Genomic DNA, 15,641 nt, shown 5'->3' with positions numbered 1-15,641 from the left:
AAATTCAGGCTGAAATTTTTTATCTAAAAGTTAAAACAAAGTTGATTGGAACGGACGGTGCGAGACTCTTGCGGGGAAAGCGAGCGCATGGAGTGGAAGAACGTTCAAATTGTCCAACTCCCCTATTTAATAGTATGCAAAAGGATAATATAGGAAAAATAGATAGTGTATTTGCACTGTTTTACAGATTCTCCCTATAGTCTTGAATACCTAAAAGCGAATAGTGGCGCGTTCTATTTGTCAAGGTTTTCATTGTGTATATGTTAAAAAATAGAAAAGATTTGACAAATTTGTGAAATGTCATAAAATAGAAAGAAAGGGGATGAAATTATGGAAGCTAATCAGAAGATGTTAGATGCAGTGAAATGGGTATCGGGCACAGGTTGTGTAATCGGAATTATTATTTTTGCTTTAAGTTTCTTTGTAAGCGATTACAATAAGGATTATATATTTACCGCCGTTGGAATCGCCATCACACTAAGCGCAGCTGCAATTTTTCTAGTTGGTATATTTTTTGTCCTGACAGAAGAAATGGTAATGAAAACACATAAAGGTAAAAGAATTGTACCGGAAACGACTAAAATCATAAAAATGAAAACAAAGGCTAACACTCAAACAAAAAGAAGTACAGAATTCAGTAACTAAAACGAGGAATATAGCATAATGAACTTGCATTCTATCATCAGATTTACTAGCATGGTTGAACATAACCAGTTGTTCTTCTTTCTAAAGAATTTGAGTCAACATGATCCGAATGATTGAATGCGCTTTCATTTTACAGGGAACGAGAATTAATTACCAGCTGGCTTTTTAATACAATCAATATGTGCACTCGTCATGTACAAAAAATATTTCAAGTAATCCTTTGTATTTGAAATACTAACGATGTGCTTGGGTATTCAAACCAAACTGCCTGAACTTCAGGAAGTTTTCACTTTGCATTTTGAACTATATCCACGAGAAAAGGACACTTTTAAAAAGTCCTTTTTTTGTGGTTTTTTTATGTGTTTTTCCCTGAAGATACAAAAGCGATGTCGTTGATTTTTGAGTAGTGAGCTTCCAAAATCCGGAGTTAATTGAACCACCAAATGTACTTTTTTGTAAAATGGTTTTGGTCCAGTCCGCTGATATTGATTGATAAACAACTTGACCAGTTGTAACAAGTTTGACGGACACTAGAATTACTTCGCCCACGACTAATGTTAAACGGCTGTTTAGGAATACTGAAAAGGCAAAAAGTATTGGGAGGAGAAAAAACACAATTACATTTCACACACGTTGTTTCCTTATATATATATAATATTGACCAGTGTTGGATCATAAGGGTATTGAAGCATGATAAAAACATCGTGTACAAGGCGGCTACCATTTATCAGCTTCCATGGCCGAGTGAAAAAAATCCGCTATAAATCATGTTTTTCAACGAAAGATAACTAATTAACAGGATAGGTAATATAATTCATATTCTTTAGAAGTTTTGAGGCAATATAAGTGGTGAATATAATGTGAAGATTTTATTTCATTATACTAGAGTAATATTAAACGGAAAGTGACCGGTATTATCTGCAATCCTGTACGGATAAGTGAATTATCCAAAGGTAATTTATTAAACAATTATTATATTTCATTTGCTGGAGATTTTCGAACATTTCTGTTCATTTACCATCTTCTTACTGCTCTTTATTGAACTTTATGTGACAGATGTCACTTTATATTGTCTTTTTTTACACTTGGGATTAATATTGGTATGTCGGGGTTTGTGAACATGGTAACACTTTGTCCGAATAATTACCAATTGGAATTTTATTATGTAAGAAAGGGGTAGTACTATGAAAATAAAATGGGCTCTATTAACTATACTTTTTACAATTGCCACTGTGCTAACCGGTTGCGATAACCCATTAATGGTCTTGGACCCTAAAGGGCCAGTAGCTGCAACACAAGCAGATGTTATTATGATTTCGATATGGACAATGTCCTTTGTCGTCCTTGTCGTTATGGTACTGTATATCGTCATGATAATGAAATATCGTGCTTCCAAACAGCGTGATGATTATGAACCACCTCATATTGAAGGAAGTAAGGTTCTTGAAATAATTTGGGTTGCAATCCCGATTTTGATCGTCGCTTTCCTATCCGTTGTTACTGTTAAAACAACAAATGAAGTTGAGGCAACACCTAAAGGGTACGGAGATCAAGAACCTTTAGTTATCTACGCTTCATCTTCCAACTGGAAATGGCATTTTAGTTATCCGGAAGAAGATATCGAAACGGTCAACTATCTGTTTATACCGACTAACCGACCAATTGAATTTAAACTTTACTCATTCGGTCCAATCTCAAGTTTCTGGATTCCACAACTTGGAGGACAAAAATACGCGATGTCGGACATGGTTAATACGTTGCACTTAGCAGCTGATGTACCAGGTGAATATATGGGTCGAAATTCAAACTTCAGTGGTTCAGGTTTTGCTCAGCAAACGTTCAATGTTAATGCATTGTCAGCAAAAGATTACGATAAGTGGGTAGATGAAATTAAAGCTACTGCTAAACCGATTACTGAGGAAAAATTCAATGAATTATTAAAACCTGGTCATGTGGGACAATCCACTTACACTGGAACTCACTTAGAGTTCTCACCAGCTCCTGAAGGGGAAAATGCTGGTCATGACCACGGATCTTCTGATACTGAAGAAAATGATTCCAAGGATTCACACGAGGAACATTCAGAACACAGCAACATGAATCATGATCACTAAGAATTAATTTCGTTCGATAAAACAACTAGGTTTACAAGATAAGGAATATTTTCCTGAAAGGAGTCACAAAAGTATGGATTACTTTGATCGATTTGCCGTACCTCATCCAAGTCCTGCGATTTATGCATCCATGGTTGCCATTGGTTTAACCATGATTGCGGTTGTTGCCGGAATTACCTATTTTAAAAAATGGGGTTACTTATGGCGTGAGTGGTTAACAACGGTTGACCATAAACGTATTGGTATCATGTACATCTTGTCAGCACTGCTTATGCTTTTCCGTGGTGGCGTCGATGCTCTTATGATGCGTGCTCAAACGGCTATTCCAGATAACGGTCTTTTGGATGGACAGCATTATAATGAGGTATTTACAACACACGGGGTCGTCATGATCCTGTTCATGGCTATGCCATTTATCATTGGGTTAATGAACATTGTTACACCATTACAAATTGGAGCGCGTGACGTAGCATTCCCACGTCTGAACGCAGTAAGCTTCTGGTTATTCTTCATGGGGGCAATGCTATTTAACATCTCTTTCGTAGTCGGTGGTTCTCCTGATGCAGGCTGGACATCTTACTTCCCGCTGGCAAGTAACGATTTCAGTGAATCAGTAGGTTCGAACTATTACGCGATTGCAATTCAAATCGCTGGTATTGGTACATTAATGACTGGTATCAACTTTATCGTAACCATCTTGAAAATGAGAGCACCTGGCATGAACTTAATGAAAATGCCAATGTTCACATGGTCTATCTTGATCACAAACTTCATCATCGTTTTCGCTTTCCCTGTATTGACAGTGGCACTTGCGTTGATGACAATGGATCGTCTATTCGGAACTCAATTCTTTACGATGGCCAATGGCGGTAGCGATATGCTTTGGGCGAACTTGTTCTGGGTTTGGGGACATCCTGAAGTTTATATAGTAATTCTTCCAGCTTTCGGTATTTACAGTGAAATCATTTCGACATTTGCACGTCGTAACCTGTACGGGTATAATTCGATGGTTATCTCCATGGTAGCTATTTCTACACTATCTTTCATTGTATGGGCTCACCATTTCTATACAATGGGTCACGGTGCAATGGTTAATGGTATCTTCTCGATTACCACGATGGCAATTGCCGTCCCGACTGGTGTTAAGATCTTCAACTGGTTGTTCACACTTTGGAAAGGTAAAATCGTATTTACCGTTCCAATGCTATACTCTTTAGCCTTCATTCCGATTTTCACGCTCGGTGGGGTAACAGGGGTAATGCTTGCCATGGCAAGTGCTGACTACCAATACCATAATACAATGTTCTTAGTAGCTCACTTCCACTACGTTTTAATCCCTGGTACTGTATTTGCCGTACTTGCCGGTTTTACGTACTGGTGGCCAAAAATGTTCGGTTTCATGTTGAGCGAAAAAATTGGGAAATGGTCGTTCTGGTTCATTACAATCGGCTTTAATGTAACATTCTTCCCGATGTTCATCACTGGTTTAGATGGGCAGGCACGTCGTATGTATACGTACTCTGAATCAACAGGGTATGGTCCATTGAATATGCTCTCTTTCGTTGGAGCGATTGGTTTAGCAATAGGTTTTGCACTTATTGTGTACAATATCTATTGGAGTACTCGTTATGCATCAAGAAATATCTCGAACGATCCATGGGATGCACGTTCTCTAGAGTGGGCTACACATACACCAATCCCTGAATATAACTTTGCAATTGTACCAACAGTTGATTCTACAGAAGCATTCTGGGATTCAAAGAAAAAAGGCTTCAAATTATTTGGCGGTAAAGTAGAAAAGATTCATATGCCAAATAACAGTGGCGTGCCGTTTATCATGAGCTGTATCTTCTTCGTTTGGGGCTTTGCATTGGTATTCAGCATGTGGATCATTGCAATCATTGCAACGATCGGTATCTTTGCTTGTATGATTCACCGTTCATTCGAAAAAGATCACGGACGTTATATCTCTGTTGAAGAGATCGAAGAAACTGAAAATAAATTGCGAGGTGCTAAGTAATGAAAATAGATAACTCGCTGCCACTAGAATATAGCACGGAAGAAAATCGCTTAAAGATTTTTGGATTCTGGATTTTCCTAGGAGCAGAAATAGCTCTTTTCGCTACACTGTTCGCCACTTATTTTGTCTTAGTTGATGGTACTGGAAATGGTCCAACAGGGGAACATCTTTTTAAAGTCCCTACACTAATGTTTCAAACAATCTTTCTTTTAACTAGTAGTTTTACCATAGGTCTTGGAATCAATGCAATGAGACTTGGCAGGCAGAAAGCAACGATTGGTTTCTTCATTATCACCCTTATTCTTGGTTTAGGCTTCTTAGGAGTCGAAATTTATGAATTCGTGGAGTATGTACATGAAGGAGCAACGATTCAAACAAGTGCTTTCTTATCTAGTTTGTTCACATTACTAGGTACGCATGGAGCTCACGTTACACTTGGTTTATTCTGGGGAACCTTCATCGTCATGCAGATTAAAAAGCGCGGTATGACTCCACAGACAACAAACAAGGCTTTCATCTTTTCACTTTACTGGCATTTCTTGGACGTTGTCTGGATTTTCATCTTCAGTTTCGTCTACCTGAAAGGAATGATGTAATATGAAAGAATTATTCCCACGGGGCCAAGTTATGGGATTTGCCTTTTCGCTAGTCCTGACTTTGGTCGCACTATCAGTTATTGTGTTTGATCTCTCGCTTAAAATGGCTGTGATCATCCTACTTGTTACAGCTTTCATGCAAGCTGCACTTCAATTTGTTATGTTCATGCATGCAGGAGAGTCTGAAGATAAAGCTTCGATTTACACAAACGTTTATTACGGATTGTTCGTTGCATTGGTTACAATTTTCGGTACATTGCTTACAATGGTTTGGGGATATCAATAATCCATTCCAGAAAAACTGGGCGTCTTGATGACGCCCGGTTTTTTTTGTATTTAATTAATAATATATCGCTCTATCCACTTCATACTTTTAAGATGGGGATGAACCCATTTTGTTTAGTATAACCATTTCGGAACATTATATGTATAAACGAAAAATTTTCCCTTTCGAAGCGCGGCCGTGTATTCAAGTACAATGTTGTACAAAAGTAAAACGTTAATAGAACGTACACATTTTCAAAGAAAAACTGTCGGACCTTTTGATATAATAAGCGATATAAGTATTTATAAACGCAGCGGAGATGATGAAATTGACATTGCCGGTCTTGATTTTGACCATTATCTTAAGTTTGTTAAAATTATTGGTTACCTGCCTTCCAACCGATGCAGTTAATTGGATTATCAACAAATTTAAAATACACTCAGAAATTAGTGACGAGAATGCGATCGTTACCTTTGACGGAAAACGTTTGGAAGGTGAGGAAAAAATTCAAGTCATTAATTATTTTAATAACGCTAGATTTTTGAAAAAAAATCATATATTCCCAGGTAACGAGCAATTATTTTTACATCCAGAGAACAGTGGGATTCCATTGGTCATTGATACTAAAAGAAGTAAAAAGGATGTTAGGTTATTTGTATACATTTACAATGACCACGTCGATGTAGTTAAACAGTACAAGAAGAAAGTCATTTCTTATAGTCTGCTTTCAGATAGTCTCCAAGAGTGTTCTGTGCCATTAATAAGTAAATTAGTTTAATAGAAAAAGACGGTCTCTTTAAGGACCGTCTTAGACTTCCAGGCACTCGCTTTCCGCGGGCGGTCCCCGTTGAGCCTCCTCGGCGCCTTTGCGCCTGCGGGGTCTCCCTTGGACTCGCTTTTCTAAGCAGGAGTCTCGTACCCTCCGTTCCAATTAACGTTATATAGAACCCTTTTGTCTACAAACTGAGAGCGGTTTTTAATGAATTTTTAAAAAAATCTAGTACACAAACTGACGTCTTAATTTTAGTTTCTTTTGGAAAATGCAATTAAAAGTGAGGGAATTGCTGTAAGAGGTTCTTTCATCGTGCATATGAAATTATTTAAATGGTAATAAAAAAGCAGGTATCTATTGCGATGCCTGCCTTTTTATGCTTTCCATTGTTTTTCAACTTGATGAAGCGCTTGTTGTAAAATTACTTCATGATCTGTATCCGGTTTAGTAAGGACGTTAGTTTGATAAGACTTTCCTTGAAAATCAACCGTTACCGTAACTTTTACCATTATGCATCTTTCCTTTCCTAATTCAGAATTAAATGGGGTGGTTGTACCTATTTCTTTAATACCCGTGACAGAGGATATTTCAAACATTTCAAAAGTAGTGAAACGTAAAGAATTAATATTCAAAATTATCTGATATTTTCGAGGGTGTGTCAACACTTTTTTTTGACCACCCTATTTCCCGGCATAATAAAAAAAACGGCCTGGCTTGTACTCATGGCTGCCAGGTCGTTTTTGTAAATGAACTATATTCATATTTTAGTCAAGATAATGCCGATTAATGCTGCAAGTACGCCGGCAACTTGATAGTTTTTTAGTTTTTCCTTGAATAAATAACATCCTGCGAAAACGACAACTAAACAGTTCAGGCTGACGACAGGGAAGATGATGCTTGCGATGCCAGTGTTCAACGCAAAGAAATAACATCCATAGCCTATAGTGCTTAAAAGGCCTACCAAGGAACCGATTTTGACTTCCTTTAGCTTGATTTTTTCCTTTTTAAAGGCCAGAGCCGAAAGAAGATAAAGAGTTCCCCCTCCATACATTGATACCAGGATATCAAGGGAATTTAAATGAAGACGTGTTGATGTCGTCATAAGAATGCCTAGCACACCAAAAGATAAAATGGATAATAATGTGTGCATCATCCAAGGGACATATTGATGGTTGCCTTTAGCATTAGGTGTATACTGAATGACTAATGTAGCGAGAAACATGCAGACGATTCCAGTCCACTGCAAAGTAGAAATATGTTCGTGAAAAATTAAAGCTGCACAGAGAATGGGGAATATTGCATTCGCTGCGATTAAAGGAGATGTCAAGCTTGCCGGTCCTTTTTCAAAGGCGCTTGCCATCTGGATATTACCATTAGCGTTCAGTACCCCAATGGCTCCACCAAGCATGATGGACAGCCAGTTAAACTGTAAACCATCCACAGATACTCCATAAGATATGGCCAAAATAAAAGCTGAAAAATAAAAGAAAAATTGGATATGTACTTTTGAGTAACCCTTTCCGCTACTCCATTTAAAAATGCTGTTATTGATTCCAAAACATAAACTCGTGATGAGGGCTGCAAAAATCCACATTGACGTAATCTCTTCCTTCATGTAGGATAAACTTCTTCTACATTTTAAGCTGAATACATGCAGGAATCAAACCAAATTTTAGAAGTATGATTGACAGATTAGATATTTTTTTCTATATTTACTAAGACAATTTTAAAATATTTCCCGATAAACGGGAGAGGTTCATAGCATCACCCTCTTAAAAAAACTATGGCTTTGATATTTTTCGCGAATCAACCATATCTTTGAGGAGATATGGTTTTTGTTATATAGAGGCCTATTTTATGAATCTCCCTGAAACGTGGGATTAGGAGGACTTTCAATGTCTGGAAGAAAAGAAGAAGAGTTAAAAAAAGATATCACACTGCTTGGGAATCAAGGAACAAAATATACATTCGACTATGCGCCTGAAATCCTTGAGTCATTCGATAACAAACATCCGAACCGGGATTATTTCGTCAAATTCAATTGCCCGGAATTCACTAGCTTATGTCCGATAACGGGCCAGCCGGACTTTGCGACCATTTACATCAGCTATATTCCAAGTGTGAAAATGGTGGAAAGCAAATCATTGAAACTTTATTTATTCAGCTTCCGCAATCACGGTGATTTCCATGAAGACTGCATGAACATCATCATGAATGATTTAATCGAATTGATGGATCCTAAATATATTGAAGTCTGGGGCAAGTTTACACCTAGGGGCGGAATTTCCATCGACCCTTACACGAATTATGGGAAACCAGGTACGAAGTATGAGGAAATGGCGGATTACCGCTTGATGAACCATGACTTATATCCTGAAACCGTGGATAATCGCTAAAGAATAGGAGAGACAATGGGCAAATGCCCGTTGTCTTTTTTAGTTTTTTAGCTATTATCGATTAGTGGTCTTGTCGTTTTGTCCTTTTTAAAAATACAATTGTCCTTCAGTAACGGAATTTCCACTTGATTGTTTCGAGAAAAAGCGTAATAATAGGGAGAGTTAATTTTGACAGAATATTTACGAAAATAGGGGTTGTCGAGATGAAAGTTGCAAAGTTTGGTGGAAGTTCACTTGCGTCAGGTGAACAGTTGAGAAAGGTATTCGAAATTGTTGTTTCTGATCCAGAGAGGAAGATTGTAGTCGTTTCGGCTCCAGGGAAACGCAATTCCGATGATATAAAGGTGACGGATTTATTGATTGAAGCTGCGGAACAGCAGCTGCGCGGGGATAACGGAGAGCATTTGATAGAAGATGTCGTATCCCGCTATGCGAGCATTGCTGAAGAACTGGATATATCCGAGAGTGTCGTCACTGGGATCCGCGAAAATTTAATGGCGCTGTTGCATGCAGACCAAACTAACCCGAAGCGCTATTTGGATACTTTGAAGGCCAGTGGCGAGGATAATAATGCAAAGCTGGTCGCAGGTTATTTCCAAAGCCTTGGAGTAGAGGCGCAGTATATAAATCCGAAGAAGGCTGGCTTGATCGTATCGGATGAAGGTGGTTTTACCAAGGTGCTGCCAGAATCTTATGATCGGTTATATGCTCTGCGTGATGAGCCTGGAATCGTAGTATTCCCAGGGTTCTTCGGTTATACGTTAGATGGTGATGTTTTAACCTTCTCAAGAAGCGGTTCCGATATTACGGGTTCGATTCTTGCGAATGGGGTCAAAGCTGATCTGTATGAGAACTTTACGGACGTGGATGCCGTTTATGCGGTGAATCCAAATGTGGTTTCCAACCCAAAGGGAATCCGGGAATTAACTTATCGTGAAATGCGTGAACTTTCTTATGCAGGTTTCTCGGTATTTCATGATGAGGCGCTGATTCCAGCATTCCGAGCGGGAATACCTGTCCATATCCAGAATACGAACAATCCGGCGGCACAAGGTACCCGCATTGTAAGTACACGGGATAATACGAACGGACCGGTTATTGGCATTGCAAGTGATAAAGGATTTTGCAGCATTTACATTAGCAAATATTTGATGAACAGGGAAGTTGGTTTTGGCCGGAAACTGCTGCACATCCTCGAAGATTATGGAGTTTCATATGAACATATTCCATCAGGCATCGATGATGTGACGCTTATTCTAAGACAGGACCAGATGAAGGGTGAAGCCGAGAAGAAAATCATTTCACGAATCAAGAAAGAGCTTCATGCTGATGAAGTGAATGTGGAGCATGATCTTGCCTTGATCATGGTTGTAGGGGAAGGAATGCGCCATAATGTCGGTACAACGGCAAGAGCGTCAAAAGCCTTGGCCGAAGCGAAGGTGAATATTGAGATGATCAATCAAGGCTCTTCGGAGGTAAGCATGATGTTCGGTGTGAAAGGGCATAACGAAGAGACGGCAATTCAGGCATTATATCACGAGTTCTTTTGAGAATAATAGTTCAAAGACCTCCTTTTAGAAGGGGGTTTTTGTGATTAATCATTTAGTCACTATACATACGCTGGATTTTTCATCGGGTTCTTTATGATAGTGACAATGACCGTTTGGGGGTAATCATTCCAAGCTAACAGACACGCTGTAGGGCTCAGGCTGTCTGTTAATTTAATGCCCATTTATCAAGTGGCTAAAGCAATTGGAGGAGAACGGAGTTGATGCTCTTGAAACGGATAAAAAGGGGGCTTCCAACCTCTAAATCATAAATGAAAGAGATGTCAATGGCAGCATCAAGATTAAGAGCAAAATGATTCACTGGCACCAATTGATTTAAAATAATCAATTCGAGTCGATCTTGCTGAATAGCATCATGCTTAGAAGCATCCTTATCACCTCAAGTTTAATACTTCTATATAATAAAAAGAATGTAGGAATGAGTTCTATCTTTATATTAAACAAAGTTGATTGGAGTGTAAGGTTGCTAGGGGAGACACCTCAGGCGTAAGACGAGGGTCTCCCGGAATGCCCGCGGAAATCGAGAGCCCTACGTTACAAACAACCGTCAAATTGTAAAAGCCATAAAAAAACTGTAGACAAACTCGATTTACATCGAGAGTTTGTCTACAGTCTGACCCTCCGATTGAGGATTGGTGGTTTTTCTTTTATATTAGTCCAAGATGGTCAGTATTTGATCGATCTCTTTCCTTGGACGTGGAGTGGGGATCATATCGGGATAGCCGACGTGAAGGCTGCCGACGATCTTCTCTCCTGGTTTCACGCCCAATGCTTCACGAAACTCCATGCTGTGTATCATGCCGTATGTTTCCCATATCATCCCGATTCCTTGTTCCCAGGCAAGCAGACTGAAATTCTGGATCAAGGCACTTGTGGCCGCATAATCTTCTTCACGTGTCATGGGATTCGGATTCTCTTCCATGATCACCGCGACAAACATCGGTACACCTATAAGTTTATTATATCCTCGCTGTCCGGCGGCTTTTTTCTTTTCAGGGTCCTTCTCTTTGCCTGACATGAATGCACTGGTTGCTTCCGCGAGTTTTAAACGGCTATCACCATGCACCACGACGAAGCGCCATGGTTGGGTCATTTTATGGTTCGGTGCCCATGTCGCAGTTTCCAATAATGATTGGATGGTATCAATAGGAACAGGAATGTCCTTAAATCGTTTGATGCTGCGCCGCTCTTTAATGATATCTTCTAGTTTCATGATCATCCTGCTCCTTTAAATCATATATGTAAGTTTAATAGTTTTAAAAAATAATCCCCGGCTGCCTAATATGCTTCCAACGTGAATAAATTACTTGAATAAAGAGGGGGCAATATTCCAGTGACTTGCATTCGCTAATGAGCATATAATTTTACTAGGCACAGAGAAGCCGGGGCGACATTGTAGCTATGTACAATATCAAAAGGGTACGATAAAAGAATATCGTAATTGCTTATCAAATTTCAGAGATTGATAATGAAATTGAAAATCATTATCAATTAGAATTTTCGCTTATTTCCTGTAATTTGTCAAGGGCATTTATTAAAAAAAATTCAACATATTTACCAATCCTTTATAATAGTTAAATTCTTTTAAAAAATCTGTATAAAAATGTATAATGAGAGGATGAAAAGATGCTATCTACATATGAAGAATCGAAGGGTGTCATAGATGAAAAATTTGTCCTCATTTCTTAAGCCATACTGGCTTTTGATCATTCTTGCTTTATCCTTAATGATTGTCGAGCTCGGGGTAGAGTTGTTACAGCCTCTATTTATAGCAAAAATAATTGATGATGGCATTTTGCAGAAAGATTTATCGGTGGTGATTAAATGGGGAAGTGTCATGGTTGGACTTTCCGTTTTTTCATTCCTTGGCGGGATCGTTAATTCCTTTACGGCATCACATGTAAGTCAAAGCTTTGGACATGATGTAAGGAAAAGTCTTTTTGGTAAAATACAGGCGTTCTCTTTTGCGAATTTGAATAATATCCCGACTTCCTCGTTGATAACAAGGATGACGAATGATGTGACCCAACTTCAAAATACGGTTTTTATGGGCTTGCGCATCATGGCAAGGGCGCCTTTGATCGTAATCGGCGGGGCGATAATGGCAATTACGGTCGATTTGAAGCTATCCCTAGTTTTGGTCATTTCAATTCCGGTTCTTGTCTTCTTCCTTAGATGGGTGATGAAAAGAGCGGCCAAGCTGTTTAAGCTCGTGCAGAATAAACTAGATAACGTCAATGGCGTCATGAGGGAAAACCTGATAGGCATGCGCTTGATCAAAGCTTTTCTTCGTAAGGAGCATGAGATCGGCCGATTTGACGATGCGAATGAAGAGTTAAAAAGAAAGACTATGGCTTCCCTTCGTTTAATTGAAACGACGATGCCTGTGTTGATGCTTGTCATGAATGTGGCGATTCTGATCATTCTCTGGCTTGGAAGCGAATTTATAACAACGGGAGATATACAGGTAGGGGAGGTTGTGGCGATCGTTAACTATGCCACGAGGATTGCGGCATCCCTTTCCGTTTTTTCATGGCTGATCATGGTCATTTCCCGTGCGAAGGCTTCAGCGGAACGTGTGACGGAAATATTCGAAACCCCGATAGACATTGATGAAGGCAAGGCGGAAAGCAAGAGTGGGGCCGTCAATGGGGGAGGCATCGAGTTTCTGGATGTATCTTTCCGCTATCCTGGAACCGAAACCCCGATATTGAAAAACTTGAGCTTCTCCATCGATCCGGGAGAATCGCTTGCCATCATAGGAGCTACGGGATCTGGGAAAACATCCCTGTTTCAGCTGATTCCAAGATTATACGAAGTTGAAAGCGGCTCCATTCGAATTGATGACCAGGATGTGAGAGATATTCCCTTGAATTCGCTGCGGAAAAGGATTGGTTATGTTCCGCAAGAGGCCCTGCTTTTTTCAGGAACCATAAAAAATAATGTCGCTTGGGGAAAAGAAGATGCCTCGATGGAGGAAATCGTGACAGCGGCCATGCATGCTCAGGTACATGAGACCGTAATGAAACTTCCGAAACAATATGAAACCCAGTTAGGGCAAAAAGGTGTGAATCTGTCCGGAGGGCAAAAACAGCGCTTATCGATAGCAAGGGCATTGGTGCGCAGACCAAAAATTCTCCTTCTGGATGATAGTACGAGCGCGCTGGATTTGAAAACGGAAAGTAAATTGCTTGCCGCTTTAAAGGAATATACATGCACAACGCTCATCATTACACAAAAAATCAGTACTGCCATGGAGGCGGACAAAATATTGTTGTTGGAAAGCGGTCAAGTGCTTGCGCTGGGGAAACATCAGGATTTGATGAAAACAAGCGATCTTTATCGAAAAATCGTTCACTCACAGTTTGGGGAGGAGGGGATTTCTCTTGAGTCGAAGAATATCTCCCGATAAGGCAAGGACTAAACCGGTCAACTCCTGGAATACGATAAAAAGGGTCATTCCCTACTTAGCAACGAATAAAAGCCTGCTATTTTGTGTTCTTTTCATGGTACTGATAAGCTCGGTTTTGGGATTGCTTGGCCCTTTTCTTGTTGGGATGGCCATTGATGATTATATTGTCACAAGAGATAGCGGGGGGCTGATCAGCCTTCTTTTCGGACTTCTTGGAGTCTATATATTCTATTCGCTATCCATGTGGCTTCAGAATTATTGGATGATCGGAATCGCACAGGATACGGTTTATGCAATGCGCAATCAATTGTTCAAAAAGCTTCACCAGTTGTCCATCCCCTTTTTTGACCGGCGTCAGCATGGGGAATTGATGAGCAGGGTCACGAATGATATAGAAAATGTCAGTTCAACTTTGAATAGTTCTGTCATCCAGATTTTTTCCAGTGTGCTGACACTGGTCGGGACAATCGGAGTTATGCTGTATTTGAGCCCTTTATTAACTGTTCTAACATTATTAATCGTTCCTCTTATGTTCTTCGGTCTGAGGTGGATAACGAACCGGACGGGAAAGCTGTTTAAAGAACAGCAGAAGAATCTTGGAGAACTGAATGGGTTTATAGAAGAAACGATTTCCGGACAACGGATCGTAAAGGCTTTTTCACAGGAAGATAAAGTGATCCGTGATTTTGTCATCCGGAGTGAAAACCTAAAGAAAGCTGGGTTCCTATCACAATCATACTCGGGGCTGATTCCGAAATTGATGAATTTGCTGAATAACTTAAGCTTCACGGTAATAGCAGCTGTCGGGGGATTTTTGGCGCTGAGTGGCATAGGGACGGTTTCCATCGGGGTCATTGTCATTTTCACCGAGTATTCAAGGCAATTCACCCGTCCGCTCAATGATCTCGCTAACCAATTCAATACACTACTCTCGGCTGTTGCCGGTGCGGAGCGGGTTTTCACCATACTTGATGAAAAAGAAGAGGAAGTGGATGAGGAACAGGCCTCTGAACTTCGTGATGTCCGTGGTGAGGTGGAATTTAAGGGTGTTTCCTTTTCGTATAATGATGAGGAGCAAACGATATATGATGTTGATTTCCGTGCGGAAAAAGGGGAGACCATCGCGCTTGTAGGTCCCACTGGGGCAGGTAAGACTACGATCATTAATCTTCTAGCCCGTTTTTACGAGCCGAACAGCGGCCGGATATTGATTGATGGCCAGGATATCCAACAGGTGACGAGGTCTAGTCTCCGTAAGCATATGGGATTCGTTCTACAGGATTCATTTTTGTTTCAAGGTACGATTCGTGAAAATATCCGCTACGGCCGGCTGGATGCCGAAGATGAAGAAGTGGTGGATGCAGCCAAGCTTGCCAATGCCCATTCCTTTATCATGAAACTGCCAAATCGGTATGATACCATCCTGAATCAGGATGGCGGTGGAATAAGCCAGGGACAGCGCCAGCTATTATCGATTGCCAGGGCTATACTAGCCGATCCCGTCCTCTTGATTTTGGATGAAGCGACAAGTAGCATAGATACGATTACAGAGCTTAAAATCCAGGAGGCTTTACACCGTTTGATGGAGGGAAGGACAAGTTTTGTCATTGCCCACAGATTGAATACAATTCAGCAAAGTGACCAAATCCTTGTACTTGATGAAGGAAGGATCATTGAAAAGGGATCCCATGAAGAATTGTTGCGGCAGAGGGGTTTTTATTACGAACTGTTTCGCAGTTCATTAAGGGGAAACCAGATTGGATGAAGAAAGAATGTGTGCCGTCAGGGCGCACATTTTTTGTGTTGGTCCCCTTATTAGGACATTAAACCTGGGGGGAAATGTAGAGTTTTCA

General features: G+C 40.1%; 13 protein-coding genes and 1 riboswitch. Of the genes, 10 read left to right on the top strand and 3 right to left on the bottom strand.

The window, feature by feature from the left end:
* Positions 1 to 330: 330 nt before the first annotated feature.
* The 6 genes from ACQKFG_RS17960 to ACQKFG_RS17935 all read left to right on the top strand — a co-directional run bounded on the left by ACQKFG_RS17960 (position 331) and on the right by ACQKFG_RS17935 (position 6,418).
* Positions 331 to 645, top strand: coding sequence for a hypothetical protein (locus tag ACQKFG_RS17960; protein ID WP_260286521.1), 315 nt, complete (start codon positions 331 to 333; stop codon positions 643 to 645).
* Positions 646 to 1,829: 1,184 nt separating this feature from the next.
* The gene (gene qoxA, locus ACQKFG_RS17955; RefSeq protein WP_192207718.1) at positions 1,830 to 2,759 is read left to right on the top strand and encodes a cytochrome aa3 quinol oxidase subunit II; all 930 of its coding nucleotides are present in this window, start codon (positions 1,830 to 1,832) and stop codon (positions 2,757 to 2,759) included.
* A gap of 73 nt (positions 2,760 to 2,832) precedes the next feature.
* The gene (gene qoxB, locus ACQKFG_RS17950; RefSeq protein ID WP_427561240.1) at positions 2,833 to 4,779 is read left to right on the top strand and encodes a cytochrome aa3 quinol oxidase subunit I; all 1,947 of its coding nucleotides are present in this window, start codon (positions 2,833 to 2,835) and stop codon (positions 4,777 to 4,779) included.
* On the top strand, positions 4,779 to 5,375 hold the full coding sequence (qoxC, locus tag ACQKFG_RS17945; protein ID WP_141992696.1) for a cytochrome aa3 quinol oxidase subunit III: 597 nt from the start codon (positions 4,779 to 4,781) through the stop codon (positions 5,373 to 5,375). Before qoxB ends, qoxC begins: the two co-directional genes overlap by 1 nt.
* A 1-nt stretch (position 5,376) precedes the next feature.
* The gene (gene qoxD / locus ACQKFG_RS17940) at positions 5,377 to 5,661 is read left to right on the top strand and encodes a cytochrome aa3 quinol oxidase subunit IV (RefSeq protein WP_076370787.1); all 285 of its coding nucleotides are present in this window, start codon (positions 5,377 to 5,379) and stop codon (positions 5,659 to 5,661) included.
* A gap of 307 nt (positions 5,662 to 5,968) precedes the next feature.
* Positions 5,969 to 6,418 (top strand): YfmQ family protein, encoded by a 450-nt coding sequence (locus ACQKFG_RS17935; protein WP_427561235.1) that lies wholly within the window; start codon positions 5,969 to 5,971, stop codon positions 6,416 to 6,418.
* Between the two features lie 368 nt (positions 6,419 to 6,786).
* On the opposite strand, the gene ACQKFG_RS17930 is transcribed toward ACQKFG_RS17935, so the two are convergent.
* Both ACQKFG_RS17930 and ACQKFG_RS17925 read right to left on the bottom strand, forming a co-directional pair.
* The gene (locus ACQKFG_RS17930) at positions 6,787 to 7,077 is read right to left on the bottom strand and encodes a BA3454 family stress response protein (protein WP_427561232.1); all 291 of its coding nucleotides are present in this window, start codon (positions 7,075 to 7,077) and stop codon (positions 6,787 to 6,789) included.
* Positions 7,078 to 7,169: 92 nt separating this feature from the next.
* Positions 7,170 to 8,027 (bottom strand): EamA family transporter, encoded by an 858-nt coding sequence (locus ACQKFG_RS17925; protein WP_228467604.1) that lies wholly within the window; start codon positions 8,025 to 8,027, stop codon positions 7,170 to 7,172.
* A gap of 130 nt (positions 8,028 to 8,157) precedes the next feature.
* Positions 8,158 to 8,203: riboswitch (PreQ1 riboswitch) on the top strand.
* A gap of 104 nt (positions 8,204 to 8,307) precedes the next feature.
* Here ACQKFG_RS17925 and queF point away from each other — a divergent pair.
* Together queF and ACQKFG_RS17915 are read left to right on the top strand one after the other, a co-directional pair.
* Positions 8,308 to 8,808 carry a preQ(1) synthase gene (queF, locus tag ACQKFG_RS17920; protein ID WP_061461394.1) on the top strand — a complete coding sequence of 167 codons (501 nt, stop codon included), beginning with the start codon at positions 8,308 to 8,310 and terminating at the stop codon, positions 8,806 to 8,808.
* A gap of 203 nt (positions 8,809 to 9,011) precedes the next feature.
* Complete coding sequence (locus ACQKFG_RS17915; RefSeq protein WP_349729788.1) at positions 9,012 to 10,358, top strand: aspartate kinase; 1,347 nt, start codon at positions 9,012 to 9,014, stop codon at positions 10,356 to 10,358.
* Positions 10,359 to 11,028: 670 nt separating this feature from the next.
* Here the strand turns inward: ACQKFG_RS17915 and ACQKFG_RS17910 are convergent.
* On the bottom strand, positions 11,029 to 11,589 hold the full coding sequence (locus ACQKFG_RS17910) for a nitroreductase family protein (RefSeq protein WP_192207723.1): 561 nt from the start codon (positions 11,587 to 11,589) through the stop codon (positions 11,029 to 11,031).
* A 450-nt stretch (positions 11,590 to 12,039) separates the two neighbouring features.
* Here ACQKFG_RS17910 and ACQKFG_RS17905 point away from each other — a divergent pair, with 450 nt between their 5' ends.
* Positions 12,040 to 13,788, top strand: a complete 1,749-nt coding sequence (locus tag ACQKFG_RS17905; protein WP_427561228.1) for an ABC transporter ATP-binding protein — start codon at positions 12,040 to 12,042, stop codon at positions 13,786 to 13,788.
* Positions 13,763 to 15,553, top strand: coding sequence for an ABC transporter ATP-binding protein (locus ACQKFG_RS17900; RefSeq protein WP_427561225.1), 1,791 nt, complete (start codon positions 13,763 to 13,765; stop codon positions 15,551 to 15,553). Before ACQKFG_RS17905 ends, ACQKFG_RS17900 begins: the two co-directional genes overlap by 26 nt.
* Positions 15,554 to 15,641: the final 88 nt, after the last annotated feature.

Origin of the sequence: Peribacillus sp. NPDC076916, assembly GCF_050269675.1 — a bacterium.
GTDB classification, from domain to species: Bacteria; Bacillota; Bacilli; order Bacillales; family DSM-1321; genus Peribacillus; species Peribacillus aracenensis.
The sequence above is the reverse complement of the archived record's forward strand: the minus strand, read 5'-3'. Positions and strand labels throughout refer to the sequence as shown.

Bases quoted from the DNA above. Each gene is read 5' to 3' on its own strand.
- ACQKFG_RS17960 (WP_260286521.1), top strand. From the start codon at position 331: ATGGAAGCTAATCAGAAGATGTTAGATGCAGTGAAATGGGTATCGGGC.
- qoxA (WP_192207718.1), top strand. From the start codon at position 1,830: ATGAAAATAAAATGGGCTCTATTAACTATACTTTTTACAATTGCCACT.
- qoxB (WP_427561240.1), top strand. From the start codon at position 2,833: ATGGATTACTTTGATCGATTTGCCGTACCTCATCCAAGTCCTGCGATT.
- qoxC (WP_141992696.1), top strand. From the start codon at position 4,779: ATGAAAATAGATAACTCGCTGCCACTAGAATATAGCACGGAAGAAAAT.
- qoxD (WP_076370787.1), top strand. From the start codon at position 5,377: ATGAAAGAATTATTCCCACGGGGCCAAGTTATGGGATTTGCCTTTTCG.
- ACQKFG_RS17925 (WP_228467604.1), bottom strand. From the start codon at position 8,027: ATGAAGGAAGAGATTACGTCAATGTGGATTTTTGCAGCCCTCATCACG.
- queF (WP_061461394.1), top strand. From the start codon at position 8,308: ATGTCTGGAAGAAAAGAAGAAGAGTTAAAAAAAGATATCACACTGCTT.
- ACQKFG_RS17915 (WP_349729788.1), top strand. From the start codon at position 9,012: ATGAAAGTTGCAAAGTTTGGTGGAAGTTCACTTGCGTCAGGTGAACAG.
- ACQKFG_RS17910 (WP_192207723.1), bottom strand. From the start codon at position 11,589: ATGAAACTAGAAGATATCATTAAAGAGCGGCGCAGCATCAAACGATTT.
- ACQKFG_RS17905 (WP_427561228.1), top strand. From the start codon at position 12,040: ATGAAAAATTTGTCCTCATTTCTTAAGCCATACTGGCTTTTGATCATT.